The following is a 24,756-nucleotide window of genomic DNA, read 5'->3' as shown; positions in this document are numbered from 1 at the left end:
CGTCGCACCGGCGCCGACGGGACCGTCACGCTGACTCTTGGCTGACGGACTCCCGGCGGCCATCACCGGCGCGGACCGGTGCCGGTCTCCGGCAGCGACGCGACGGTCACGCTGGTTCTCGGTTGACCGGGCTCTCGGCGCGATCACCGGCGCGGCCGCCAGCGTCGATCTGCGGCGGCGACGGGATGGGCAGGTCCTGCCGGGCGGTGTTTCAGGAGGCAGCGCGATGCGGTGTTCGGCCGGCCGCCCTCCCTCCTCCGGCAGCACCCGGCGGCGATCTTGGTGCGGCGAGATGGCGCCTCGGCCGCAGCCGGTGGGCGGCGATTACGTGCACCGAGCGTCGTGGCCGCGCGCGGTTCTCCCAGAGCCCGGAGATCCGGCGACGTGGTGGTGACTCAGCCTGAGGACGCGGGCAGCGGTTTGGTGAGCGCCAGTTGGGTCTTGCGGGTGGTGTAGCCGTGCCGGTGGTAGAAGGCGTGCGCGGCCGTCCGGTCACTGCCGGATCGGACGTACATGCTGGTCGCGCCGTGTCTGGTGGCCCAGCGCTCGGCGGTGGCGAGCAGTGCGGCGCCGGCTCCGGTGCGCTGGGCGTCGGCGGAGACGGCGAGCCCGCCGAGTTCGGCGCGGGTGCCGACGATGAGACTGTGACCGATCAGGACGTGGACCCAGCCGACGACCCGGTCGGTGACGGCGACGTAGACGACGTTCGATTCGCCGAGCAGCCCACCGAGCCGGGAGGTGATCTCCGCGGCCGGCACGTCGTAGCCCATGGTGGCGATCAGTTCCTGCAGCGTCGCGGCATCACCGGCGTCGGCGAGGCGGATCGCGGGGGATGGGATCAACCGTGCGGCGTACGCCGGGAACTCCGGATATGCCGCCTGCGCGGCCCGCACGGACGGCAGAGCCGGCCGGCCGGCGCGGACTGCCCGGTGAGGGCCCGCGGTGACCGGCGGATCAACCTTTACCGCTTCGGTGGATCGCTCCACCTGCTCTGCGGCCTGGGCCGTGGGTTCCGCAGGCTGCGGCCACGACGGCCCTGCCGCTTCGGCGGACGGCTCCACCTGCTCTGCGGCCTGGGCCGTGGGTTCCGCAGGCTGCGGCCACGACGGCCCTGCTGCCTCGGCGGACGGCTCCACCGGCTCTGCGGCCTTCACCGCCGGTTCCGCAGGCTGCGGCCACGACGGTCCGGCAACGTCGGCGGATGGCCCCACCGGCTCCGCAGTCTGTGCCGCCGGTTGCGGAGGCTGCGGCCACGACGGCCCGGCCGCGTCGGCGGATGGCCGCACCGGCTCTGTCTCTGCCTTCGGAGGCTGCGACGACGGTCGGGTGGCTGCGGCCGACGGTTCCGCCCGGTCTGGTGATCGCACCGGTGTTGCGGTACGTCGCGGGGGCGAGGGCCAGGTCCCCTCGGCGGACGGCTCCACGAAGTCGGCCGGGTCTGCCGGCGCCGCCGTTGCCGGAGGCTGCGACGACGATAGCCGGGCCGCGTCCGACGGTGACACTCCGGATGCCAGCAGGGCCGCGTAATCGTCCACATCGGTGGCGATCACGGCGGCCAGGCCGTCCGAGCCGAGGTAGACGACCGGGGGGTTCGCGTCGATCAGCCACAGGGCCACGCAACCGTCGGAGGCGTCGCGGGCCAGGACGCGGAACTCCGTGCCGGATGCGCGGTCCGACGCGGTCCACGATCGCCACCAGTCGCGGGTCTGGTTCGGGTTCCACTCGACCGGCTCGCAGCCCACCGCCGTGTGAAGGTCCCTCACAGCGATGCCAGGAAGGCGTCGACGGCGGTGCGGAACTCGTCCGGGCGTTCCACCCACGGATAGTGGCCGCAGTCCGGGATCGTGACCGTTCGTCCGTGTGGGAACAGGCCCGCGACGGCCTGCACCGGGGCCAGCCCGACCGCGTAGTCGACCGCGCCGGCCACGACCAGCACTGGCGCGGTGACCGCGGCGAGGCGGGCGGGCAGGTCCGGCGGGGTCTCGGCGAAGTAGGCGCGGGCCGCTCGCGCGCTGACGTCGCCGACCAGCGCGTGGGCCTGTTCCGTCGCTCCCCACCGCGCGTACGTGACCGGTGCGGCACCGCGGAACCACGCGTTGAGGGTCACGTCGTCGGCCGCGTCGTCACCGGTGGGTGCGGGTGGACCGCCGGCCCACAGCGCGAGCGCGTCATCGACGGCCGGGTCGCCGCGGCGGGGCGCGATCAGCGTGTCGGCATCGGACGGTACCGGGACCAGCCAGGTCGACGGCGGCGTGATCAGCACCAGCGCGGCGACACGCTGCGGATACTGTGCCGCGTAGGCGATCGCCAGGCGGGTGCCGGCGGAGTGCCCGGCGATGATCAGCCGCTCGCGGCCGAGCGCGAGCCGCAGTTCCTCCAGGTCCGCCGCCTGTTCCCAGAACGATGCCGGCTCCAGGCCGGACGATAGCCCGATCCCGCGCAGATGCGGGATCACCAGCCGGAACCCGTTCGCGCCGATACCCGCGAGGTCACCGAGGTACTCCGGGTGCCGTGCGGCGCCACCGGACAGCGCGACGATCGGCTCCCCGTCCTCCTGCGTGGTGTCGTAGTGCAGCATGACGCCGACGCTACCGGTCACAATGACGATTCCCGCCGGGGTGGGCACGGCGATGTCCGCGGGCGAGCCGGATTCGCGATGTGCGTGCCGGCCGGCATCACCCGTCAGCGCCACCCGGCCGTGCACGCCGGACGGAGAACCAGGACCGCGATTCGGCTGCCGCCGACCGCCTCCGGCCAACGCGGTTCCGCCGATGTATGCCGGTCAGCGCTGCGCCGGGGGTGCGCCGGGCGAGCGGATCACGCCCGCGATCATGCTGCTGCGGGCCGGAGCGATCGCGCGATTTCCCCGGTGTGCGGCGGTTGACGCCGCTCCCCGTGGTGTGCGCTGCGACCGGTCACCACCTGCGACCGCACCGGCGGGCGAGCGGGCCAGACGATCATGTTGTGCTGGAAGCGGGTCACCACCCGCCACCGCACCGGCCGGCGGGCAGGCGGGACGATCATGTCCTCGTGGTGTGCGCTGCGAGCGTTCACCAGGCGCGACCGCACGACGGGCGGGCGGGCGTGTTGCGCTGAGAGCGGGTCACCACGCCCCACCGGCAGGCAGGCGGGCGGGCGGGCGGGACGATCATGTCCTCGTGGTGTGCGCTGCGAGCGTTCACCAGGCGCGACCGCACGACGGGCGGGCGGGCATGTTGCGCTGGAAGCGGGTCACCACCCGCGACCGCACCGGCGGGCGGGCGGCGGCGGGACGGACGATCATGTGCCGGGGTACGGCGTGTGCGCCCGGCACATGATCGTGGCGTTTCAGGCCGTGGCGCGTTCCGCCGCCGCTACCGCGTTGCGGAAGAGCATCGCGACCGTGGTGGGGCCGACGCCGCCGACCCGTGGGGTGATCGCGCCGGCGACGTCGGCGCAGGTCTCGTCCACGTCGGGGAGGATGCGGCGGCCCTCGTAGCGGACGCCGCCGCCGATGACGACCGCGCCGGGCTTGACGTGCTCGGGCTGGATGATCCCGGGTACGCCGGCCGCGGCGATCAGGATGTCGGCGCGCTGCGTGTACCGGGCCCAGTCCGGCACGCCGGTGTGGACCACGGTCACGGCGGCGTTCGCGGTGGGGCGTTTCTGGGCCAGCAGCATCGCGAGCGGGCGGCCGAGTGTGGCGCCCCGGCCGAGGATGACCACCTCACGGCCGGACACGGGGATGTCGTAGTGCGCGAGCAGCGCCTCGATGCCGGCGGGTGTGCACGGCAGCGGGCCGGGCAGGCCGAGCGCGAGCCGGCCCATGTTCAGCGGGTGCAGGCCGTCGACGTCCATGTCCGGGTCCATCACCTGAAGTGCCCGGTCGTAGTCGAGGTGCTTCGGGATCGGGTATTGCACGAGCAGGCCGTGCACGTCCTTGTCGTCGTTGAAGCCGCGGATCACGCGCTCCAACTCGGCCTGGGTGACGTCGCCGGGCAGGTGCGCGTGCGGGGAGACGAAGCCGAGCTCGCCGGCCTGCTTCTGCTTGATCCGGATGTATCCGGCGCTGGCGTCGTCGTCGCCGACCAGGATCGTGGCGAGCGCGGGCGTGACGCCCTTGGTCTTGAGCGCGGCGACGCGGGCGGTCACGTCCTCCAGGACGGCGTCGGCGACAGGCTTACCGGGAAGAAGTCGGGCAGACATGAGACTCCTGCAAACCGTGGGCGCCCAGGCGGTCGACTCCCACGACGAGCTCCCCGATGGTCGCTGCCATCCCCGTGCCGCCAGTCGCTGTCGCGTCCCAATATGCACCATGAGCACCTGGCCACGCCAATCCCGTCACCCGCGTTCGGTCTTGACCGTGACCACCCGCGGGAATGGCAGGGAGGAGCGCCAGCGACGACCGGTGCCCGCGGGAGCGTGCGGACCGCGGCCACGCCGGAAGCGGGCAGATCGAATGGCCTCTACAGGGTGGTCGCCCGGGACCACTGCGCCACCAGGTCCGGCGAACCCATGACGGTCGGCGCCGGGATGCGGTGCCACAGGTAGAGGTAGAGCTCCGCGATTCCGCCGAGAACGACCGCGTCGCCGTCGGCGGTGCTGGTGACGCGGCGCCAGCGGGGGGTGGCGCCGCCGAGGTCGACGCGCCAGATCTCGCCGGTGTCGGCGGCGGCGAGGATGAGCGTGCCGGTGAGCGGTTCGCCGCCGTCGGGCATCAGGCGGCGCTGGATGGTCGGGTGGTGCAGCATCGCGCCGAGGAACTCCTCGATGCCGTCACGGGCGACGGCCGCGTCGACGCGGGACGGCTGCCGCAGCGCCTCGGCCGCGTCGAGGCCGTGGACGACGGCTTCGTGCAGCATGCGGCGGGGCCAGCCGGCGGCACGGCGGTCGTGGCCGAAGGTCCAGACCGGGCGGTCGGGATCGGTCGACTCGAGCGTGGCCAGCAGCCGCTGGGCGCCGATGAGCAACCAGACGGTGAGCTCGCCGGCGTCGTGCGGCACCTCGGCGGCGAACGCCTCGAACGGCAGCCGGCGCGGCATGCCGGAGGCGACCATGGCCTCGGCCCAGCGGTGGGTGGCGCCGATGTGACCGGAGAGCGTGCCGAGGTCCCAGCCGGGGCAGGCCGGGACCGGGGTGGCGGGGTCGGCGTCGGCCACGAGGTCGACCAGGCGGCCGACGGCGCCGCGCAGGGCGCTCAGGTGTCCCGCGTAGTCCAGGCCCAGCTCCGTGCTCATTCCGAAAAACCTACCGGGGTACGGACGGTCACGGCCAGGGGTCATCCGCGCACCTGGACGTCGAGCGCGCGCATCCGCGCCGCGACCAGGTCGGCGACCGCGCGCACGGCGGGGGAGAGCACCGTGTCGGGGCGGTGGGCGATCGCGAAGGTTTCGTGTCGCCTGGGGCGCAGCGGGGTCCAGCCGAGACGGTCGGGCAACCGGTCACCCTGCGCGCGCAGCACGCCGCGCCAGGTCACGGTGTCCGCGATGCCGCGGGCGGCGATCTCCAGCGCGGTCTCCGGGTCCTCGACCTCGACGCGCGTGGTCAGCTGGTGGCCGGCCGCCTGGAGGTCGCGGGCGAGCATCCGGCGGGTGGAGTCGTCGTCGCGGAAGCTGACGTCCGGCAGCACCAGGGGCGCGGTGGCCAGCCGGGCGGGCGTGACGGCCTGGGCGAGCCGCTCCGGGTCCGCGCTGACGTAGACCAGTTCGTCGCGCATGACCGGGGTGACCGCGAGCCCTTGCGTGGAGGAGGCGGACAGCGCGATGACCGCGGCCTCCAGCGTGCCGCGGCGCAACTGGGCGGCGATCTGCGCGGAGTTGAGGCCGGCGAGTTCCAGCCGGATGCCGGGGTGCCGTTCCAGCACGTCGGCGACCAGGCCGGCGCCGAGGTAGAGGCGGGCGGTGCCGAACACGCCGAACCGTACGGTGCCGGTCAGCACCTCGCGGACCCCGGCGACCGCGCGGGTGCCGGCGTCGACGGCGGCGAGCGCGGCGGTGGCGTGCGGCAGCAGCGCGAGCGCCGCCTCGGTCGGCGTCAGCCCTCGCCCGGCGCGCCGGAACAGCCGCGCGTCCAGGCCCGCCTCCAGCAGCCTGACCTGCTCGGACAGCGACGGCTGGGCGTAGCCGAGCGCGGCCGCGGCGGCGGTGAACGACCCGTGGTCGACGGTCGCGAGGAAGCAGCGCAGCTGATGCAGCGTCACCATAGGGATTTCCTTCGGCCGGTGAAGGAAACCAAGGCTACCTCTCTAGATCGGCACTTCCTATCGTGACCGGGTGGGATTCGTGTTGTGCCTGGTCTCGGCCACCGGCTTCGGGCTGGCGCCGCTGTTCGCGAAGCAGGCGTACGCCGGCGGAATGTCCGTGACGACGATGCTGACCGTACGGTTCGCGCTGGCCGCGCTGCTGCTGTGGGGCATCGTCCTGATCCGCCGCCGCCCGGTGCGGATGACCGGCCGCACGCTCGCGGTCGTCATCGGGCTCGGCGCGGTCGGCTACGCCCTCCAGGGCGCCGCCTACTTCGGCGCGGTCGCCACGATCGACGCGTCCCTGGCCGCGCTGCTGCTGTACACCTACCCGGCGCTGACCACGATCCTCGCGGTGGCGCTGCGCCGCACCCGCGCCGACCGCCGCCGGATCGCCGCGCTGACGGTCTCCGGCACCGGCCTGGTGCTGCTGCTCGGCGCCGGGTTCGACGCCGGCGTCGGCATCCTGCTGGCGCTGACCGCGGCCGGCACCTACGCGGTCTACCTGACCGTGTCCGAGACCCTGCCCGAGGACCTGGACGTGTTCGCCCTGACCGCGATCGTGTGCACCTCGGCCGCGGTCAGCATCGCACTGGGCGCCACGATCACCGGTGGCCTGCACGCCCCGGCCGTCCCGTCCGCCTGGCTGTGGGTGCCGGCCATCGCGGTGATCGGCACGGTGCTGCCGATCGCCGCGATGTTCGCCGGCGTCCGCCGGGTCGGCGCATCCACGGCCGCGATCCTGTGCGGCCTGGAACCGGCGGTCACGGTCGGGTCGACCGCGCTGGTGTTCGGCGAGCGGCTGACCGCGGCGCAGCTGGCGGGCGGCGCCGCGATCCTCGCCGCGGTGGTCATCCTTCAGACCCGCGGCCCGGCGATGACCCCGGCGCGCAGCGCGGCGGCTCCTCAGACGCGCAGCGCGGCGGCCACTCAGGCGCGCAGCGCCGCGATGAACCACTCGAACGCGGGCACCTTCGGCGTGAACGGCTCCCAGCCGTTGAGCGTGCCGAGCAGCGCCCAGTAACGCTCCACCCGCGCGTCCGAGAACAGCGCCATCTCGTCGGCGAGCGCCCGCCGCGCCCGCGCGTCCAGGTCACCGGCGATCTCCCGGACGATCTCCTGCCCGCGCGCCGACTCCGGCGCCACGCCGTCGGCCAGCGCCGCACCGGCCAGCGTGGTCAGCTTGCCGTAGTCGTAGTCGCCCTGCGCGACCGGCCGCGGCTGCGTGCCCGCCACCGCCATCTCGCGCGTGCGGGCCCGGAAGTCCGCGTCGGTGACCAACTCCGCCAGCTCCACCCACGCGTCGACCTGCTCCGGCGTCGGATCGTCCGGCAGGCTCAGCTGCCGCATGCCCTGCGCGATGCCGTACCCCGGACTGTCCGGCGGCACCCCGTCGAACGTGGTGTCCACGTACTCGTCGATCAGCTCCTGCCGCTCCCGCGCGGACAACTGTGCCAGCTTGTGCATCAGACTCATCTCCTCCGTCGTACCGTTCCTGGCCGCGACCGACGCCAGCACCGCCCGACGCAGCCGCAGCAGCCGGATCTCCGCGTCCAGCGCCCGCACGTGCGCCGCCGCCACCTCCGCGACGGTGCGCTGCCGCGCCAGCACCTGCTGCACCACATCCAGCCCCAGTCCCAGCTCGCGCAGCGTGCGCACCAGCTCCAGCCGGGCCACGGCCGCGGCGTCGTAGAGCCGGTAGCCACCCGCGGACCGCCCGCTCGGCGGCAGCACGTCGCTGTCCGACCAGAACCGGATCGTCCGCACCGGCAGCCCGGTGCGCCGGGCCAACTGCCCGATCGTGTACAGCTCGTCGGTCACGGGAATCAGCCTGCAGCTTCCAGTCGGTGGAGAGTCAAACCCATTCACCCACGCGACACGCGGCCCCCGGCGCGCGGGCGCGCGGCCCGTACCGTGGCATCGTTGACGCTCGTGGAGATCGTCACGGTGGTGCCGGCCGCGCGCCGCGCGCTCGAGAACATAGGCGCCGCCACGGAGTTCACGGACGCCTGGCTCGCCAACCGGCGGCTGTCCGCGCACACCCGCGCCGCCTACAAGCGTGACGTCACCGGCTGGCTCGCCTGGTGCGACGAGCGCGGCCTGTCCCCGCTCGCGGCCACGTTCCTGCACGTCAACGCGTACGCCCGGGAACTCGAGGCCACGCTCGCGGCGACCACGGTCGCCCGCAAGCTGTCCGCCATGTCCAGCTGGTACGACTTCCTGCACCGCCTCGACGCCGTGCCCGGCAACCCGGTCTCCGGCGCCGACCGGCCGCACGTCGACCGCGACCACTCCGGCACCGTCGGCCTCACCCCGGCCGAGGTCGACGCGCTGCTCGCCGCCGCCGACGCCGCCACCGGGCCGACCGCGGACCGCACCCGCGCGGTCATCGCGCTCCTCGCCGACCTCGGCCTGCGCGTCGGCGAACTGTGCGGCCTCGACGTCGCCGACCTCGGCCACGAACGCGGCCACCGCGCGGTCCGCTTCACCGGCAAGGGCGGCAAGGCCAGGCGACGAGCCCTCACCCCGGGTACGGCCGCGGCCGTCGACGCCTACCTGCACGCCCGCGCCACCGCGGCCGGCGTCACCGTCGCCGACCTCACCGGCCCGCTGCTGGTCACCGCACGCGGCGGGCGCCTGGACCGGCACGCCGTCTTCCGCCTCGTCCGCCAACTCGCCCGCGAGGCCGGCATCCCCGCCTGGGCGCAACTGTCCCCGCACTCGCTGCGGCACGCGTTCGCGACCACCGCGCGCGCCGAGGGCGTACCCCTGGAAGACGTGCAGGACGCCATGGGGCACGCCGACCCGCGCACCACCCGACGGTACGACCGCGACCGCCACAATCTCGACCGCGACCCCGCCTACGCCATCTGGGCCGCCCGGGCACGCCGCCGCGGCTGACCTACAGGTACCGGGCGAACCACGCCAGGATCCGCTCCGGGTGCTCCGCGAAGTACCGGTAGCCGTCCCACCGCCGGGTCGTACCCTCGATCCAGAACAGGTCCTTGTCCACCCCGTCCGGAATGCCGTCGAACACGGCCCGCACGTCCTCCGGACGGGTCAGCACGTCGTCGCGGACCTGATACAGCAACGTCGGAACGGTCACGCTCGGCGCCCACGCCACCGGCGACATCTCGTCCAGCCGGAACCCGTTGCGCACCCGGATCCGCTCCTCCAACTCGTCCATCCGCCCCAGCGGCACGCCCGCCATCGCCAGCGTCCGCTCCAGCGTCACCCGCACCGACAGCGGCTGCGGCGCCACCATGCACCGCACCCCCTCGAACGCGGCCGGGTCCCGCCGCATCGCCGCCATCGACGCGTTCGCGCCCAGGCACCGGCTGAACAGCCCGACGGCCGCCCCCGCCAGATCCGCCCGGCCACGCACGTAGTCCAGCGCACCCAGCACGTCCCGGGACTCGAACTCACCCGCGCCCAGGATGCCGCCGTTCGCCGCACCGCTGTACCCGAAGTTACGGAAGTCGAACGCCAGCACGTGATACCCGGCGTCGTGCAGGATCCGGAAGTCCGGGATGAAGTTCACCTCGGTGTCGTTGCCGGACGAGGCCCACATCGACCGCCACGGCTCCAGGTGCGACGGCAACCCCGACCGGCTGAACCAGTTCGGGTGGCTCACCACGATCACCGCCGACGCACCCGGCGCCGGGATGAACCACCCCTCCAGCGGCACCCCGTCCCGCGACGGAAACGTCACACTCTCGAACTCCAGGCCCTCCTCCGCCGGCGAGTGGTACACCGGCGACCGCAACGCCGTACCGAAGCCCACGGCCAGCTGATCCAGGAACTGCGCGATGTCTGTATCGGTCATGCCACCACCGTCGCAACGATCCACCCCGACCGGGAGGCCGGGCGTTTCCTGGGTGCCGCACACCTACCCGGCCACCCCCGCGCCCGGCCTACCCTGGACGGATGCCGCACGCCAACGCCCTCGGCGAGTTCCTCCGCGCGCACCGCGAACGCACCTCACCGGCCGACGCCGGCCTGCCCACCGGCGGACGCCGCCGCGTCCCCGGGCTGCGCCGCGACGAGGTCGCCGTGCTGGCCGGCATGAGCACCGACTACTACACCCGCCTCGAACAGGGCCGGGAACGCCACCCGTCCGCCGAGATCCTCGACGCGATCGCCCGCGTCCTCGGCCTCGACACCGACGCCACCGCCCACCTGCACCGGCTCGCCACCCGCGGCACCGCCCCCGCGCCCCGCACCGCCGCGCGGATCAGCCCCGGACTGCGCCGGCTGCTGGAGACCTGGCAGGGCACGCCGGTCGCGGTCCAGAACCCGTACGGCGACGTGCTCGCCTGCACCCACCTCGCCGCCGCGATCCACCCCGGCATGGCCCGCGACCGCAACCTGCTCCGCGCGCTCTTCCTCGACCCGGCCGAACGCGACCTCTACCCGGACTGGGAGGAGGTCGCCCGCACCGCCATCGCCTGGATCCGCGCCGAGGCCGACCCGGCCAGCCCGCGCCTCGCCGCACTGGTCGGCGAACTGTCCGTGCGCAGCCCCGAATTCGCCCGCCTCTGGGCCCGCCACGACGTGCGCGCCAAGGCCTCCGGCCGCAAACGGTTCCGCCACCCGCTGGTCGGCGAGTTCACCGTCGGGTACGAATCGTTCCGCGGCGCCGGCGGCCAGACGGTCACGTTCTACCACACCGCGCCGGACAGCCCCGACGCCGACGCGATCACGCTGCTCGGCGGCCACGCCGACGCCGAGCCGGTCCCGGGCGTCACGGTCGTCGGACGCTGACTCAGTACGCGTTGTGCTGGTCGACCGCGCGGGCGGCCAGCACCGGCGCCATGATCATGTAGACCAGCCAGGTCAGCGGGCCGGTCACGAACCCGACCAGCACGAACACCAGCGCCACGTTGATCCAGAACAGCAGCCAGTAGCTGATCATCAACGTCAGGCCGAGCCCGGTCCGGCCCGCGTACAGCGCACCCACGCCGAACAGCCCGAACAGGCCCAGGAACAGCTCCAGCATCACCGCGGCACCGGTCGACTTCAACGGCCGCGGCGGCGGGCCATAGGGCGGATGATACGGCTGAACCTGCTGAAACACCGGCGGCGGGGCCTGCGGCTGAAACACCGGCGGTGGGGCCTGCGGCAGATCGAACTTGGTCGGGTCGGGCTCACGCCACGGCGCCGCCGGGGTCGTGGGGGAGAGGCGGGCCGTCTCCGCGTACGGATCGTGCGGCTCCGGGTCGTAATTCACGCCCATTAGTGTGCACCCCGCGCCTCATCCCCGCCGCTTCCGGCCAGCCTCGCCAACGCGCGATTAGTCCGGTTCGCCTTGATCGCGGCGCGCTGCTGACCCGCCGTCACGTCGATGTAGTTCTGACTCGTCGTCAACGTCGCATGCCCCAGCAACCGCATGATCTCCGACGCGCTCGCCCCGTCCTCCGCCAGCCGCGTCGCGAACGTGTGCCGCAACGCGTGCAACTGCGCGCCCGAAGGGACACGATCCACGATCCCGGCCCGCCGGTAACACGACTCCACCAGATACTGCAGCCCACCACGACGCAACGGCGCCGAGAACCGGTCCACCAGCAACGCCGACTCCCGCGTCACGCTCCGCGCCCCGAACCGCACCCGCCGCGACTCCAGATAACGCTCCACCAGCGCGTCCAGCTCCGGCTCGATCGGCACCGACCGCGGCCGGCCACCCTTGCCCAACACCTCCACCCGACGCTCACCCGCGCGCCCCACCACCGACCCGACCCGCAGATCCAGCAGTTCCGCCAGCCGCAACCCCGCACACAACGCCAGCGCCAGCACCACCAGATCCCGCTCCGGCCACGGATGCCGCTGCCGCCCGTCCGGCGCCTCCGCCACCGCCTCCAGCAACCGCTCCGGCGTCTCCTCGCCCCGCAACGGCTTCGGCGTCGGCGCCGGCACCCGCGGCTTGCCCACCGCCGACATCGGATTCCCCGCCACCCGCCCATCCGCCACCAGGAACGCGAAGAAGCTGTTCCACGTCGACCACGCCCGATACACCGAGGCCGCCGCCCGCGGCGCCGCGAACCGGGCGAAAGCCCCACGCAGCGCCCGCGCGGTCACCGCGGAGATCGGCAGCGTGGCGAGGGGCAGGGGAGTGGCGCCGGGGTCACCCTCGGTCAGCAGCCGCGCGATCGCGGTCAGATCCCGCCGGTAGGCCGCCAGCGTGTGCGCCGACGGCTTCCGAATCGCCCGCGCCCCCAGAAACTCCTCGATCAACACGATCAGCTTCTCATCCCGCCCGTCCGTTACATCCGGTATGTCCTGCATAAGGAATATTATGCAGCAAAAGCCGCTAAACACCAGAGATCCCGCCGCCGGTACGCGCCGGCGCGCGCCCTCGCCTCGTTCCCGGCTCCGCCGGAGCCCGACCGCTGCCCGACTCGGCGCTCAGCGGCGCCCACCCCACCCGCCCGCACCCCCCACGGCCTTCTCTCCGCGTCGATCTAGGGGAAAGTCCCGCACTTCGATCTCCGATCACGCGAATCCGGCCTAGATCGACGACTGAGTGGGGCGCCGCGGCACGGGGGTGGGCGAACCGCGCGCCGCCGGTGGCGGCTCCGGTCGGGGTCCGGCGGAGCCGGGAACGACGCCCATACGCGCGCAGGCGCGCAGGCGCGCAGGTGTGGCTCACTGCGAGCGTGACAGGACAGGACGCGCGGGCCGGGATGGCAGGGCACGGGCGGGTGGGCGGCGGTGCCTGACTGTCGATGTGGATCGGCGGCGTTGTCGTCGGGGGCTCGGAGTGATGGCGTGGCGGGTTGCGTGTCGCATTGGGCGGTGGGTGTGGCGGCGGATCGGCCACGAAAGTGGATCAGCGGCCCGGACTCCGGCGAAGCCGGGCCTGGAGGAGGCGCGCGGCCCGCCGTACCGTCGAATGGTTTTGGGTTTGGGGGTCCGTGTCCGCAGCTACTTTACATAATGTGCATTATCGAACCGACGGCGAGGGGGTCGGGAGCAACTTTTGGTTGCATGTGAAGGGCGCTGCGGCTAGCGTGATGTGCAACCAAAAGTTGCGAGAGGTGAAAGTGATGGAGCACGGAATGATCGAGCGGTGGATTCACATCGAGGCGAGCCCGGAGAACGTGTTCGAGGTGCTGAGCGATCCGGCCTACGTGCGTCAGTGGTGGCCGGATGACGCGGACTTCCCCGTGCGGGCCGGTGGTGACGGGTGGATCAGCTTCGGCGATCCGGCCGAGGGCGGCAAGCGTGAGCGGCTGACCGTCGTCGATGTGGTGCGGCCGCGGACGTTCTCGTTCCGGTGGACGCACGAGGACGGTGAGACGGCGGGGCCGGGCAATTCGTATCTGGTCGTGTTCGAGTTGGAGCCGGTGGACGGCGGCACGCTGCTGCGGATGACCGAGACCGGGTTCCGGGAGCGCGGCTGGGACGAGGCGACGGCGGCGGCCGCGCACGCGGATCATGTGCGCGGCTGGGACTTCTTCCTCCCCCGCCTGCCGGTGGCCGTGGCGAAGCGGGCGGCGTGAGCACGGCGGTGGACGACGCGCTGTGGTCGGCGATCGGTGATCCGATCCGGCGGCGGATGCTGGATCTGCTGTTGTCCGACGATGGGGCGGGTACGGCGACGTCGCTGGCGGAGCGGTTGCCGGTGACGCGGCAGGCGGTCGCGAAGCATCTGGTCGTGCTGGACCGGGTGGGGTTGGTGCACGGTGCGACCGCCGGCCGGGAGCGTCAGTTCCGGGTGGACGAGGCGCGGCTGGCGCGGGCGGCCGCGCAGTTGGCGGAGGTCGGTGGCGCGTGGGATCGGCGGCTGGCGCGGATCACGCGGCTGGCCGAGTCGCGGGAGCGTGCGGACGGTTAGCGAGTGTGGCGATGTCCGCCGCCAGCGTGTCCCAGAGGTGTTTCGGCAGGTCGTGGCCCATGCCGGGATAGAACCTGATCGGGGCGCGCAGGCGGCGGGCCAGGTCGAGGCCGCCGGTGGCGCGGATGATCGGGTCGTCGAGGCCGTTGATGATCTGGATGGGTACGTCGGGCAGCGCGTCGAACGCCCACGGGTCGCCGGTGCGGCCGGCGGTGATCTGGCGCTGGTCGGCGCGCCGGTCGCTGGGGTGGCGGGCGTGGCTGCGGCGGCCGATGTCGCGGGCGAGGTCCTCGTCGAAGTGGTCGAGTGCGTGGGGTGAGGCGAGCATGCGCATGACGGCGACGGTCATCTCCTCCTCCCCCGCGGCGCCGGGTGGGTATCGGCGGCCGAGGACCTGGCGGAACGGGCCGGGCCGGGTGTAGCGCAGCACGCGGTGGCCGCGCGTGTAGGCGGCGGTGAGCAGGGTCAGGCTGCGGACGCGGCCGGGGGCGCGGGCGGCGAGCAGCAGGGCGACGCCGGCGCCCATGGAGCCGCCGGCGAGGTGTGCGCTGGTCCAGCCGTTGGCGTCGAGGACCGCGGCCGCGTCGGCGGCGAAGGCCTCCACGGTGTACGGCGGGCGGGTGGGTCGCAGGAGGGCGCGGAGGTATCCGCCGGTGCGGTGCTGGTCGAAGTGGGTGGAGGCGCCGCTGTCGCGGTGGTCGTATCGGACGACGGAGAAGCCGGCGGCGACGAGTGCGTGGCAGAAGTCGTCCGGGATCCAGGTGGAGGGTCGTCCGTGGCCGCCGAGGAGCAGGAGTGGCTGGGGTCCGCCGTCGAATCGTTCGTAGGCGATGCGGACGTCGCCGTTGTGGGCGTACTGGATGGTCATGATCTCCCCCGTCGCACAAGGTTCCGATACGCCTGTATCGTATCGACGGTGTCAATACACTTGTATCGGTAGCGGTGGAGGGAGGCGGCCCGTGCCGCGGACGGTGGACCTGGACGCGCGCCGGCGCGAGATCGCGGACGCGCTGCTGCACCTGGTCGAGGAGCGTGGCATGGCGGCCGCGTCGATGCGGGAGACCGCGGCCGCGGCCGGGGTGTCGCTCGGCGCGGTGCAGCGCTGTTTCGCCACCCGGGAGGAGATGGTGCTGTTCGCGCTGACCCGGATCAACGAGCGGTTCAAGGCCCGGGTCCTGGCCGCGGTCTCCCCCGCGACCGCACCGCGTGAGGCGATCCGGACGCTGATCACGGAGATGCTGCCGCTGTCCGGGCCGGGCCGGGCGGACGCGCGGGTGGCGCTGGCGTTTCTGGGTGTGGCGGGCGGGGATGCTCAGGTGCGGGCCGCGCTCGCGGTGGGCGACCGGGGCGCGCGGGAGTTCTTCACCGGGCACCTGGCCGGTCTCGGCCGTACGCCGGTGGACGCGACCCGCCTACTGGCGCTGATCGACGGGCTGCGCGCGCCGCTGCTGCTCGGCTACCTGTCCCCCGCGGACGCGCTGGCCGCGGTCGACGCGCACCTGGACGAGCTGTTCGGGCTTCTGGCCGGGTAGCGGCGGGGGTTACCATGACCGCATGGCGACCACCGCACCTCTGCGCTCACCGGGCCGGGCCCGGCCGGGGCGGGACGCGCTCGTGGTGGACGCGCTCGACGAGCTCGCCGGCCCGGAGGGTGGCGTGGTGGAGCTGCCGCACCGGATGGTGTGGCAGGCCGTCGACCAGCGGCGTTTCGACCTCGACGACCCGTGGTCGCGTGGCCGGGCGTACGAGATCGTGCTGCGTGAGGCGGTCCGGCACGAGGAGTTGCGGTCCCTGTTGAGCGCGCGGCTGCTGCGCGCGGTCTGGGCCGACCTGCATCTGCCGCGCGGCGTGCGCCGGGCCTGGCAGGAGCGGTTCCCGCAGCTGTCGGTCGATCTGGCCTGGTCCGCCGCGGCCTGAGCCACGCCGATGCGGCTGCACCCGGCGCATACGCGCATCGCCCGGATCGCGCTGGCCGTGGCGAACCGGCACGGGTTCGCGCTCGGCGGCGGGCTGGCGCTGATCGCGCACGGCGTGGTGCACCGGCCGACCGAGGACGTGGACCTGTTCAGCGACGTGGCGGGCGCGGTGCCGGCCGCGACCCGGCTGGTGGCGGAGGCGCTGCGCGCGGACGGGTTCGAGGTCGAGGAGATCGAGGACGAGACCGGCTACCTGGGCGATCATCTGGCCGAGTTGGAGATCACCGATCCGGGGCGGTCCGGGATCGCGATCCGGGTGACGCTCGGGGAGCTGCACCGGGCGCGCTCCCCCGTGGTGCTGGACGTGATCGGCCCGGTGATGGACCTCGCCGACCTGCGTGCCTGGAAGGTGTCGGCGCTGGTGTCGCGCGCGGAGCCGCGTGACTACATCGACGTGGCCGCGTTCCTGGCGGACACCGACGCGGACACGCTGATCGGCCTGGCCCGTACGGTCGATCCGGAGATCGAGGAGGAGGACGTGGCCCGCATCCGCCCGCGTCTGGACCGCATGCCGGACCGGGAGTTCCACGCGTACGGGCTGACCGTCGAGGAGGTCGCCGAGGTGCGCAGACGCTTCACCGGCTGGCCGGTGTTCCCTCAACGAGTGTCATGAGATGTGCGCCGCCGCTCCGTAACGTCGCTGCCCGTAAGGCATCGATCGACGTTACGGAGGAGCGCGCATGCGTGTGTTACGACGGCTCGGTACCCTGGCCGCGTCGGCCGCGGTCGCGGCCACGCTCATCGTCGGGCTTCCCCAGCCCGCGCAGGCGGCGCCGGCCGCGGCGGAGGCCTGGACCTGCCCGGCGGGCCCGGAGCCGGGGGTGTGGGACCCGGCCCTGATCAGGACGCCGGTCCCGGCGGTCTACGTGTGGAACCGGAAGATCGAGCTGCGGTATCACGGTTCGACGCGGTGCGCCTGGGGCCGCATCTCCAACGGCGTGTGGGGCGACCAGATCTGGGTGGACTGGGCGCCCAGCCGGGGCGCCGCCTGGCGGCAGTTGGGTGTGGACAGCATTCCGTACGGCGGCACGCAGGACTACACGACCGCGTACAACGACGCCGGCTTCGTGATGCGCGCGTGCGGCAAGGCGCACGACCGGGTCGAGATCGCGTGCACCGGCTGGTACTGATCCGTTCGTGATCTGATTCCCCCCTTGGTGCGCCGGCCGGCGCCCGGTCCCCCGGGTGCCGGCCGGCGTCGTGTCGTGCAGGGGCACCCGCGAAAGTGTCGGTGCGGCCTGGTAAGAATGCGGCCACTGGACTGGTGTACGGAAGAGGTTGGAGTCTGATGGCTGCCGCAGGAGCCGCGATACGCGGACTGACGCCGGACGAGTTGCAACAGATCAAGCAGACCCTGGCGGGCGGCCGGAAGCCGAAGGTGATGTTCACCGAGTCCGCCGGGCAGATCGCGGGTCAGATCGGGCAGGTCGTCGAGTTGCAGGACCCGGAGGCGTCGGAGGAGTTCGTCGTGGTCCGGTTCGGCCGCGACGAGCTGCCGTTCTCCCCCGCCGACCTGACGATTCCGCCGAAGGGCGCGACCGGCCGCAAGCCGGCCGAGCCTGAGCCGGAGCCGGCGGCCGAGCCGGTCGCGCCGGAGCCGGAGTTCATGGTGGTGCGGGAGCGCCCGGCACCGGAGAGGAAGACGACGATCGAGGAGCGGAGCACAGTGACGGAGACGCCGGAGGCGCCGAAACCGCCGGTGAAGAAGGCGGTGGCGAAGGCGGCGAAGCCGAAGGGCCCGGCGGGCCTGACCGTGACGCTGGCCTACGACAACGGTGAGTGGACGGTCGCGGCGCAGCAGGGAGCCAAGGCCCTGGCCAAGCCGTACGTGGTGAAGCCCGCCGAGGCGCTGAAGATCGTGGCGCTGGTGGACGTGCCGGGCGTGCACGAGGCGGTCGAGGCGATCCTGTCGTCGGAGCGGGCCGAGGCGGAGCAGCAGGCGGAGAAGCTGCGCGCCGAGCTGGCCGAGGTCGAGGCGCGCCTGGCCGAGTTACGGGACGTCTGACCGGGCGCACCGGTCACCGCATGGCGATGCGGTGACCGGTGATCCGGCGGGCGGCGTCCGAGGTGAGCCAGGCGATGACCTCGGCGACCTCGGCCGGTGTGGCGATGCCGAACCAGTGCGGGTCGCCGTCGACGTACTCGGTGACCTCGGGGGTGATCCAGCCGGTGTCGGTGACCGGCGGGTGCACCATGTTCGCGGTGACGCCGAGCGGTCCCAGTTCGGTCGCGGCGGAGAACGTGTAGTTCTCGTGGGCCGCCTTCGCCGCGCCGTAGGAGACCTCCCCGGGGAATCCCTGCGGTGAGCCGGAGGTGAGGCCGACGATGCGTCCCCAGCCGGCGCCGCGTGCGGCGTGCCGGCGGGCGAACTCGCTGATCAGCAGCGCGGGCGCGCGGGTGTCCACGGCGAACTGGCGGTCGAAGCCGTCCACGGTGACCGGCGTGATCGGCCGGCCGAACTTGTCGGTCGCGGTCGGGGCGAACGTGTCGCTGAGCCAGCCGCTGGCGTTGTTGACCAGGATGTCGACCGGTCCGAGCCGCCGTTCGGCCTCGTCGAACAGGCGGCCGGCGACGTCCGGGTCGGTCAGGTCGGCCTCGACCGCCTCCGCGGTGCCGCCCGCGCCCCGGATGCGGTCCAGCACCGCGTCGCAGGTGCGGGCGCGGTCGGCGGCGTAGCTGGCGGGCATGGTCGGGTCGGGGCGGTGCGCGGTCGGCGGCAGCGCCAGGTAGGTGAGCAGCACGGCGTCGCCGCGCGCGGCGAGCGCCTCGGCGACGGCCGCGCCGATCCCCTGGTTCGCGCCGGTCACCAGCGCGACGTGTGGTCGGTTCACAGGGCCACCTCTCGGTCCAGCCCGATCGCACGGGCGAAATAGGCGTCGTGGGTCACGACGATCACCGTGCCCTGGTATGCACGGAGGGCTTCCTCGATCACGTCGAGCGCGTCGAAGTCCAGGTAGTTGGTGGGCTCGTCCAGCAGCAGCACCCGCGCGGACGAGTTGACCATGATGGCCAGCAGCAGCCGGCGCAGCTCGCCCGCGGAGAGCGTGGCCAGCGGCGCGTCCCAGGTCTCCGGGCCGAACAGGTGCGCGTCCAGCAGCGCCTCCGCGTCGTCGGCGTAGACCGGCACGTGCGCCCGGAAGTGCTCCAGCACCGTGGCCTTGGTGCGCAGTTCGTCGTGGGTCTGCGGCAGCAGGGATGCCGGCGCGCCGGTCACCTCGCCGGCGTCCGGGGTGAGCTGCCCGGCGAGCACGCGCAGCAGCGTGGTCTTCCCGGAGCCGTTGCGCCCGGTCAACCGGACACGTTCCCCGCTGGACACCTCCAGATCAAGGTCGGTGAAGAGGGTACGGACGGTGAGGCCGCGGGCGGACAGGGCGGCGGGTTCCGCGGCCGGGAACGCCAGCGTCAGCGGTGGGCGGGTCTGCGGCTCGGCGATCCAGTGCGCGGCCTCCATCTGCCGGCGCAGCCGCCGCTCGCGGACCTTGGCCTTCTTCGCGACCTTCTTCGCGTACCGGCGGAGCTGGTCCGTGCCGAGGCCGCGCCGCATGGTGGTCTCGACGCCGAGCGCGTGCTGCCGGGTGCGGGCGATGTCGTCCGCCCAGCGGCGCAGGTCCTTCTGCTGTGCCTCGTAGTCCAGCAGCAGCGCCTGCCAGCGGCGGGTCTTCTCCTCCCGGTACGCGGTGTAGCCCTCTTCGTACCGCTGTGGCTCCTGGTGGATGCCGTCGAGCTCGACGATGCGGGTGACGGTCCGGTCCAGGAACGCCCGGTCGTGGCTGACCACGAGCAGCGCGCCGGCGAACCCGGCCAGCCACCGGCCCAGCCAGTCGATGCCGTCCGCGTCGAGGTGGTTCGTCGGCTCGTCCAGGATCAGGATTCGCTCGCCGGTCTCCGGTGTGGACAGCAGCACCCGGGCCAGCGTGAGCCGGGCCTGTTCGCCGCCGGAGATCCGCCACAGCGGCGTGTGGTCGTCGAGGTGCGCGACGTCGAGGCGCTGGCGGACCTCGTCGAGCCGGTTGCCCGCCTCCCAGCCGCGCAGGTCGGTCCAGCGTTCCTGGACGCGCCCGTACTCGTCGAGCAGGCGTGGCGGCGCGCCGGACGTGGCCAGGCGCCGCTCCAGGTCCCGCATGCGGGACGCGACGCGGTGGATCTCGCCGAGCCCGCCCGCGAGGTAGTCGCCGACGGTCTGGTCCGGGTCCGGGACCTGCTGCGCGAAGTAGCCGATCGTGGTGCCGGGCGCGAGCGTGACGTGCCCGGCGTCCGGCGTCAGCCGGCCGGTGAGCACCTTCAGCAGCGTGGACTTCCCGGCACCGTTCGGCCCGACCAATCCGACACGGTCACCGGGCCCGAGCGTCAGGTCGACGCCGGAGAACAGCGGCTCGGCCGCGAACGAGACGGACAGTGAGACGGCTTTCAACATGAGACACCCCGGCGGTACGCGTGGCGATCACGCCGCGGCAGCCCTGATGCTGCTGGCGGCACGGCACGAACCCGTGGGGAATCACATGCTCCGCGCTCACCCTCCTCCGGTCGACTGCGCCACCCAGGCTGCCCCGGACCGGCGACGGACGCAACCGGTTTTGTCGGACCCGGTTGCTAGCGTGGGCCGCATGTTCGATCACGTGGGCGTTCCGGTCACGGACGTCGAGAAGTCGATCGCCTTCTACCTGGGCGTCTTCGCCCCGATCGGGATGCGCGAGGAGCGGCGTTTCCCGGTGCCGCCGTCGTTCGTCGTCGGCCTCGGGCTCGGTGACGGCGAGCCCGGCTTCTGGCTCAGCCCCGCCTCCGGTGCGGAGACCCGCGAGCTGCACATCGCGTTCCGGGCGCCGGACCGCACCTCGGTCGACGCGGTGCACCGGGCGGCGGTGGCGGCCGGGGCGCAGGTGCTGCACCCGCCGCGGATCTGGCCGGAGTACCACCCGGGGTACTACGCGGTGTTCCTGCGCGACCCGGACGGCCACAACGTGGAGGCGGTGCACCACACGGTCACTGGATGATCCACTCCAGGCGGTCGCCGGCGAGCGCGGGGCGGTATCGACCGGCGAACGGCTCACCGGTCTCCAGCGAGGTCGCGGTCCGCTCCAGCAGTTCGGCGATCGACGCGGGGCGCCACTCGCCGAACCGGACGCCGCCGTCGTTGTGGAAGTCGCCGACCGTGCCGAAGCCGTCCGGGCGCTGGTCGACCAGCAGCAGCCCGATCTCCGGGCCGCCGGCGAACGGGACGTATCCGGCGTCCCACCACCCTCCGCCGGCCAGGATCGGCGTGCCGGCCAGCATGTCGCACTGCTGCTGCCAGGTGTCGGCGATCTCGGTGGTGGACAGCGGCCGGTAGTCGAACGGCAGCGGGAAGGCGTCGGTCTGCTCCGCCGTCGTCCCGTCGTGCCGCAGCAGCGACGCGACCAGATCGGGCGGGAACCGCACCGACATGCGCCGCTGCGCCGCGTCGATCGCGGCGGGGTCGGCGGCGGGCCGCAGGGTCTGTCGGCTGGCGGGTGCCTTGGCGGCCAGCCACGTCTCGATGCGCTGCCATGCGCCGTCGACCCGGCTCGTCACGCCGGGGTCCGGGCGGGTGGGCGTCAGGCCGGGCCGGTTGGTGGGGCAGACGTTCTCCACCGGTACGCCGGTGGACGACGGAGTCGGCGCCGGGTAGGTGTCCCGCCACCGCGGGGTGACCGTGACCTCCGTGGTGGTCTGCTGCACGGCGGGCCGGTTACAGAACGCCAGCCCGACCGCCCCGAGCGACATCGTCACGAACAGCGCGCCCAGGGCGACCGCGACCCGGGTGCCGCTGGCGGCCGGCTGCGGTGGCGCCGGCGCCGCCGGTGACGATGGCCGGGCCGGCGCCGGGTGCCGGGCGTGCAGCAGCGGATCGAGGAACGCGCGGGCCGCCTCCGCGTCCAGCGAGTCGACGCCGGCGGGTATCCGCCCGGCCAGCGCGACGGGAAGCCGATCCGCGTGCGCATCCGCCGGGTTCGCGTGCGCATCCGCCGGGGTTGCGGGTGGTTCTGCTGGCTCGGCGTGCGCATCCGCCGGGGTTGCGGGTGGTTCTGCTGGCTCGGCGTGCGCATCCGCCGGGGTTGCGGGTGGTTCTGCTGGCTCGGCGTGCGCATCCGCCGGGGTTGCGGGTGGTTCTGCTGGCTCGGCGTGCACATCTGCCGGGGTTGCGGGCGCATCCGCCGGCTCGGCGACCGGGTTCGCAGAGGTTGCGAGGGGGTCCGCAGCTGGCGGGCCGGGCTGCGGCTCGGCGGGGGAGCCACGGCCTTCCTCGTCTTGCTCTGCGGTGGGGCCTCCCGGACGCTCCTCCGCGGAGTCTGCCGGACCCGGCGGCGTGTCCGGGCCGGTGGCGGACAGCGTGACCGGTCCGGCCGCCGTCGCGGCGAACGAGTCGTCACGATCCGCGGACGCGGCCGCTCCGGTGTCGGGGGCTGGCGGCGGGCCGGCCGCTCCGGTGTCGTCGGTCGGCGGGCCGGCCGGTGCGGCGGCGGGCGGGAGGCCGGTGGCGACGACGACCGCGGCAAGACCGTGCCGGTCCAGGGCGCCGAGCGCGAGCGTGGCGTGGTTGGCCGCGTCCCGGGTACCGCCGGTGACCACGACGACCGGCGCGCCGAGCATCGCCGCGAGATCGGTCACGGTCCAGCCGGCACGGCCGACCGGTACCAGCAGCCCCGGCACACCCGCGATCAGCACCAGGCCGTGCGTAGCCGCGAGCGCGGAGACGAGATGGACGGTCGCCTTCAGGCTCAGCGGGCCGGCGTCGCCGTCATGGATCTCCACCCAGGTGGCGGCGTGCGCGCGGACCCGCCGGCCCGGTGCCGCACCGGGGGCGATCGCGACCGCCGCCACCCGCACCGACGAGGCCGCGGCCAACACGGCCACCGCCGACTCCCAATCCACATCGGCGGAGGTAGGTGCCACGATCCACGGTCCGCCGTCCGGCCACTGTCCGCCCACCCGAGCATCGTAACGAGACACATCGGACAGTCGCGGGACGGCCTGTGCGGGCGGAGGGCTGGGTCAGGCGTCCGGGTCCCAGGCGATTCGGACAGTCGCGGGACGGCCTGTGCGGGCGGAGGGCTGGGTCAGGCGTCCGGGTCCCAGGCGATGAGGTGGTCGAAGACGCGCCGGTCGCCGTCGACGGTGAGGGAGTCGAGTGGGAGGCGGCCGTAGAAGTGGAGGACCAGGTCGCTCGCGGTGGCGGTCGCGGAGGCGTCTGCGGGGGCGGCGGAGGGCTGGGTGGCGGCGGTCGGGGTGGTCCGGCGGGAGACGCGGGCGCCGTCGGCGGAGAGCAGGATGCGCCAGGACCGGCCCTCGGTGATGTGGTAGTCGACGACGGCGGGCTCGTGCGGCCACGGCTTCGTGGTCGCGCAGCAGGTGACGAGGAATTCCTCCACGCCGTCGACGGCCACGTCCGGCGGCAGCGGCCGCGGGGCGCCGGCCGTGAGCTGGGCGTCGTAGGTGTGCACGGCGACCTCCTGCAACTGGTGCCGGGCGACGGCACCGCAGGTCTGCGGCGACTGCGACGGGCCCCACCAGGTCCAGCAGCCGTGCTCCGGCCCCGCCTGCCGCAGCGTGTCCAGCAGTTCCCGCGTCGAGTCGGCCAGCCACGCCACCAGCGCGTCGCGCTCCCCCGGCACCGGGCGGTCCTGCCAGGATGACGCCGGGGGCGGAGCGTCGGCCGGCCCGGCGGTCACGATCCTGGCCCATTTGCGGCGGCCCTCGCCCACGTGCCGCGCCAGGTCGAACAGCGTCCACTCCGGGCAGGTCGGCACCGGCACCGCGAGATCGTCAGCCGCCGCGATCGCCGCCCGGAACGCGGCCGCCCGCTCGTCGATCAGCCGCAGCAACTCGGGAAACTCCACCGTCTCATCCACGCCCGGCTGTATAACACCGCATCCCGACACCCCGACAGCGAATTACGCTCCCGCGCCGGGCGTCGAGGGCGGCTCGTGACGCATCCGCCGCCGGAGCCGGCGCAGCGACGGTCACGCCGGACCGCCGGACGGCTACGTGACGGGGATGCCGTCGTGGCGGAGGATCCAGGCGGTCAGGGCGCCGGTGGTGATGTGCTTGTCGACGGTCCAGCCGCTGCGCTGGTAGATGCCGACGTTGACGGTGGTGCCGGTCTCCAGGTAGGCGGGCAGGCCGTCGGCGGCGGCGCGGCGCAGGCCGGGCTGCATGACGGCGCGGCCGAGACGGCGGCCGGCGAACCGGGGGTCGCAGGCGAGCACGCCCAGGTACCAGTGCGGGGTCACCGGCATGTGCGGATGGATCACCGCGTCGTAGGCGTCGACCCGGGCCGCCGCCTCGGCGGGCAGGTAGGACGCGGCCGGCGGCCACGACTCGCCGGGGCCGGGCGGGTCCCACATCGCCACCGCGGCGCCGCCGTCGGCGAGCCAGACGGTCCCGGCGGTCACGCGGCGGTCGAACAGGTGGCCGGCGAACGCGGGTGCCAGTTCCTCGTACGACGCGCCCGGGAACAGGTGACGCAGCACCGGATCGGTGGCGAACGCGGCGACGAACGTGGAGATGACGCGATCCCGGTCAGCGGGCACGGCCTGGGTGATCAAGGGGGCGGTCACGCGCCGACGATACGCGCCGGGCAGGTGACCGATCCTGCGCCCGCCCCGGCGACCGATGGGTCACACAGCGGCACCCACCCGTCGTGGGCCAGCGGTGGGCGGTCCAGCGACATCCCGCCCACCGCGAGCACGGAGGAGCGGCCGACCCGCTCG

26 protein-coding genes and 1 riboswitch are annotated in these 24,756 nt (G+C 73.6%); of the genes, 11 read left to right on the top strand and 15 right to left on the bottom strand.

The annotated features are described in order from the left end of the window. Positions 1 to 395 precede the first annotated feature (395 nt). The 5 genes from J2S41_RS13780 to J2S41_RS13760 all read right to left on the bottom strand — a co-directional run bounded on the left by J2S41_RS13780 (position 396) and on the right by J2S41_RS13760 (position 6,181). On the bottom strand, positions 396 to 1,742 hold the full coding sequence (locus tag J2S41_RS13780) for a GNAT family N-acetyltransferase (protein ID WP_310367621.1): 1,347 nt from the start codon (positions 1,740 to 1,742) through the stop codon (positions 396 to 398). Between the two features lie 17 nt (positions 1,743 to 1,759). Further along, positions 1,760 to 2,578 (bottom strand): alpha/beta fold hydrolase, encoded by an 819-nt coding sequence (locus J2S41_RS13775; protein WP_310367617.1) that lies wholly within the window; start codon positions 2,576 to 2,578, stop codon positions 1,760 to 1,762. A 749-nt stretch (positions 2,579 to 3,327) separates the two neighbouring features. Beyond that, complete coding sequence (locus tag J2S41_RS13770) at positions 3,328 to 4,185, bottom strand: bifunctional 5,10-methylenetetrahydrofolate dehydrogenase/5,10-methenyltetrahydrofolate cyclohydrolase (protein WP_310367613.1); 858 nt, start codon at positions 4,183 to 4,185, stop codon at positions 3,328 to 3,330. A gap of 15 nt (positions 4,186 to 4,200) precedes the next feature. Continuing rightward, positions 4,201 to 4,282, bottom strand: a riboswitch (ZMP/ZTP riboswitch). A gap of 163 nt (positions 4,283 to 4,445) precedes the next feature. Next, positions 4,446 to 5,216: a maleylpyruvate isomerase family mycothiol-dependent enzyme gene (locus J2S41_RS13765; RefSeq protein WP_310367611.1), complete on the bottom strand. Its 771-nt coding sequence runs from the start codon at positions 5,214 to 5,216 to the stop codon at positions 4,446 to 4,448. A 41-nt stretch (positions 5,217 to 5,257) separates the two neighbouring features. Further along, on the bottom strand, positions 5,258 to 6,181 hold the full coding sequence (locus J2S41_RS13760; RefSeq protein WP_310367609.1) for a LysR family transcriptional regulator: 924 nt from the start codon (positions 6,179 to 6,181) through the stop codon (positions 5,258 to 5,260). A 70-nt stretch (positions 6,182 to 6,251) separates the two neighbouring features. Between J2S41_RS13760 and J2S41_RS13755 the strand changes: the two genes are divergently transcribed. Then, positions 6,252 to 7,244, top strand: coding sequence for an EamA family transporter (locus J2S41_RS13755; RefSeq protein ID WP_310367606.1), 993 nt, complete (start codon positions 6,252 to 6,254; stop codon positions 7,242 to 7,244). Here the strand turns inward: J2S41_RS13755 and J2S41_RS13750 are convergent. After that, entirely contained in the window at positions 7,151 to 8,041 is an 891-nt protein-coding gene (locus J2S41_RS13750) for a helix-turn-helix domain-containing protein (RefSeq protein ID WP_310367604.1), read from the bottom strand. The two genes, J2S41_RS13755 and J2S41_RS13750, sit on opposite strands and share 94 nt — an antisense overlap. A gap of 111 nt (positions 8,042 to 8,152) precedes the next feature. Here J2S41_RS13750 and J2S41_RS13745 point away from each other — a divergent pair, with 111 nt between their 5' ends. After that, a complete protein-coding gene (locus tag J2S41_RS13745; RefSeq protein ID WP_310376379.1) occupies positions 8,153 to 9,121 on the top strand; it encodes a tyrosine-type recombinase/integrase in 969 nt (322 codons plus the stop codon). A 1-nt stretch (position 9,122) separates the two neighbouring features. Here J2S41_RS13745 and J2S41_RS13740 read toward each other — a convergent pair whose 3' ends face one another. Then, a complete protein-coding gene (locus J2S41_RS13740) occupies positions 9,123 to 10,046 on the bottom strand; it encodes an alpha/beta hydrolase (RefSeq protein WP_310367602.1) in 924 nt (307 codons plus the stop codon). 101 nt (positions 10,047 to 10,147) lie between these two features. Between J2S41_RS13740 and J2S41_RS13735 the strand changes: the two genes are divergently transcribed. Then, the gene (locus tag J2S41_RS13735) at positions 10,148 to 10,984 is read left to right on the top strand and encodes a helix-turn-helix transcriptional regulator (protein WP_310367599.1); all 837 of its coding nucleotides are present in this window, start codon (positions 10,148 to 10,150) and stop codon (positions 10,982 to 10,984) included. A 1-nt stretch (position 10,985) separates the two neighbouring features. Here the strand turns inward: J2S41_RS13735 and J2S41_RS13730 are convergent, their stop codons facing one another. After that, positions 10,986 to 11,450, bottom strand: coding sequence for a hypothetical protein (locus J2S41_RS13730; RefSeq protein WP_310367596.1), 465 nt, complete (start codon positions 11,448 to 11,450; stop codon positions 10,986 to 10,988). 5 nt (positions 11,451 to 11,455) lie between these two features. After that, positions 11,456 to 12,502 carry a tyrosine-type recombinase/integrase gene (locus tag J2S41_RS13725; RefSeq protein ID WP_310367594.1) on the bottom strand — a complete coding sequence of 349 codons (1,047 nt, stop codon included), beginning with the start codon at positions 12,500 to 12,502 and terminating at the stop codon, positions 11,456 to 11,458. 761 nt (positions 12,503 to 13,263) lie between these two features. Here J2S41_RS13725 and J2S41_RS13720 point away from each other — a divergent pair. Both J2S41_RS13720 and J2S41_RS13715 read left to right on the top strand, forming a co-directional pair. Beyond that, on the top strand, positions 13,264 to 13,719 hold the full coding sequence (locus J2S41_RS13720; protein ID WP_310367591.1) for an SRPBCC domain-containing protein: 456 nt from the start codon (positions 13,264 to 13,266) through the stop codon (positions 13,717 to 13,719). Beyond that, positions 13,716 to 14,054, top strand: a complete 339-nt coding sequence (locus J2S41_RS13715; protein ID WP_310367588.1) for an ArsR/SmtB family transcription factor — start codon at positions 13,716 to 13,718, stop codon at positions 14,052 to 14,054. The genes J2S41_RS13720 and J2S41_RS13715 overlap by 4 nt, the downstream gene beginning before the upstream one ends. On the opposite strand, the gene J2S41_RS13710 is transcribed toward J2S41_RS13715, so the two are convergent. Then, positions 14,014 to 14,922 carry an alpha/beta fold hydrolase gene (locus tag J2S41_RS13710; RefSeq protein WP_310367584.1) on the bottom strand — a complete coding sequence of 303 codons (909 nt, stop codon included), beginning with the start codon at positions 14,920 to 14,922 and terminating at the stop codon, positions 14,014 to 14,016. The genes J2S41_RS13715 and J2S41_RS13710 overlap by 41 nt on opposite strands. Before the next feature lie 91 nt (positions 14,923 to 15,013). Here J2S41_RS13710 and J2S41_RS13705 point away from each other — a divergent pair, with 91 nt between their 5' ends. From J2S41_RS13705 to J2S41_RS13685, 5 genes are all read left to right on the top strand, one after another. Beyond that, entirely contained in the window at positions 15,014 to 15,586 is a 573-nt protein-coding gene (locus tag J2S41_RS13705) for a TetR/AcrR family transcriptional regulator (protein ID WP_310367581.1), read from the top strand. Positions 15,587 to 15,608: 22 nt separating this feature from the next. Beyond that, on the top strand, positions 15,609 to 15,971 hold the full coding sequence (locus J2S41_RS13700) for a hypothetical protein (RefSeq protein ID WP_310367579.1): 363 nt from the start codon (positions 15,609 to 15,611) through the stop codon (positions 15,969 to 15,971). A 9-nt stretch (positions 15,972 to 15,980) separates the two neighbouring features. Continuing rightward, complete coding sequence (locus J2S41_RS13695; RefSeq protein WP_310367577.1) at positions 15,981 to 16,643, top strand: nucleotidyl transferase AbiEii/AbiGii toxin family protein; 663 nt, start codon at positions 15,981 to 15,983, stop codon at positions 16,641 to 16,643. 67 nt (positions 16,644 to 16,710) lie between these two features. Further along, on the top strand, positions 16,711 to 17,160 hold the full coding sequence (locus J2S41_RS13690; RefSeq protein WP_310367575.1) for a hypothetical protein: 450 nt from the start codon (positions 16,711 to 16,713) through the stop codon (positions 17,158 to 17,160). A 158-nt stretch (positions 17,161 to 17,318) separates the two neighbouring features. Beyond that, a complete protein-coding gene (locus J2S41_RS13685) occupies positions 17,319 to 18,035 on the top strand; it encodes a hypothetical protein (RefSeq protein WP_310367572.1) in 717 nt (238 codons plus the stop codon). Positions 18,036 to 18,048: 13 nt separating this feature from the next. On the opposite strand, the gene J2S41_RS13680 is transcribed toward J2S41_RS13685, so the two are convergent. Both J2S41_RS13680 and J2S41_RS13675 read right to left on the bottom strand, forming a co-directional pair. After that, positions 18,049 to 18,861: an SDR family NAD(P)-dependent oxidoreductase gene (locus tag J2S41_RS13680; RefSeq protein WP_310367570.1), complete on the bottom strand. Its 813-nt coding sequence runs from the start codon at positions 18,859 to 18,861 to the stop codon at positions 18,049 to 18,051. Beyond that, positions 18,858 to 20,444, bottom strand: coding sequence for an ABC-F family ATP-binding cassette domain-containing protein (locus J2S41_RS13675; RefSeq protein WP_310367568.1), 1,587 nt, complete (start codon positions 20,442 to 20,444; stop codon positions 18,858 to 18,860). Before J2S41_RS13675 ends, J2S41_RS13680 begins: the two co-directional genes overlap by 4 nt. 190 nt (positions 20,445 to 20,634) lie before the next feature. On the opposite strand from J2S41_RS13675, the gene J2S41_RS13670 reads away from it, so the two are divergent. After that, positions 20,635 to 21,021 carry a VOC family protein gene (locus tag J2S41_RS13670; protein WP_310367565.1) on the top strand — a complete coding sequence of 129 codons (387 nt, stop codon included), beginning with the start codon at positions 20,635 to 20,637 and terminating at the stop codon, positions 21,019 to 21,021. On the opposite strand, the gene J2S41_RS13665 is transcribed toward J2S41_RS13670, so the two are convergent. From J2S41_RS13665 to J2S41_RS13655, 3 genes are all read right to left on the bottom strand, one after another. After that, positions 21,011 to 22,900 (bottom strand): AAA family ATPase, encoded by a 1,890-nt coding sequence (locus J2S41_RS13665; RefSeq protein WP_310367561.1) that lies wholly within the window; start codon positions 22,898 to 22,900, stop codon positions 21,011 to 21,013. The genes J2S41_RS13670 and J2S41_RS13665 overlap by 11 nt on opposite strands. A 203-nt stretch (positions 22,901 to 23,103) precedes the next feature. After that, a complete protein-coding gene (locus tag J2S41_RS13660; RefSeq protein ID WP_310367558.1) occupies positions 23,104 to 23,895 on the bottom strand; it encodes a maleylpyruvate isomerase family mycothiol-dependent enzyme in 792 nt (263 codons plus the stop codon). 132 nt (positions 23,896 to 24,027) lie between these two features. Next, positions 24,028 to 24,603: a GNAT family N-acetyltransferase gene (locus J2S41_RS13655; RefSeq protein ID WP_310367555.1), complete on the bottom strand. Its 576-nt coding sequence runs from the start codon at positions 24,601 to 24,603 to the stop codon at positions 24,028 to 24,030. Positions 24,604 to 24,756: the final 153 nt, after the last annotated feature.

It is taken from the genome of Catenuloplanes atrovinosus (genome assembly GCF_031458235.1).
Taxonomy (GTDB): Bacteria; Actinomycetota; Actinomycetes; order Mycobacteriales; family Micromonosporaceae; genus Catenuloplanes; species Catenuloplanes atrovinosus.
The sequence above is the reverse complement of the archived record's forward strand: the minus strand, read 5'-3'. Positions and strand labels throughout refer to the sequence as shown.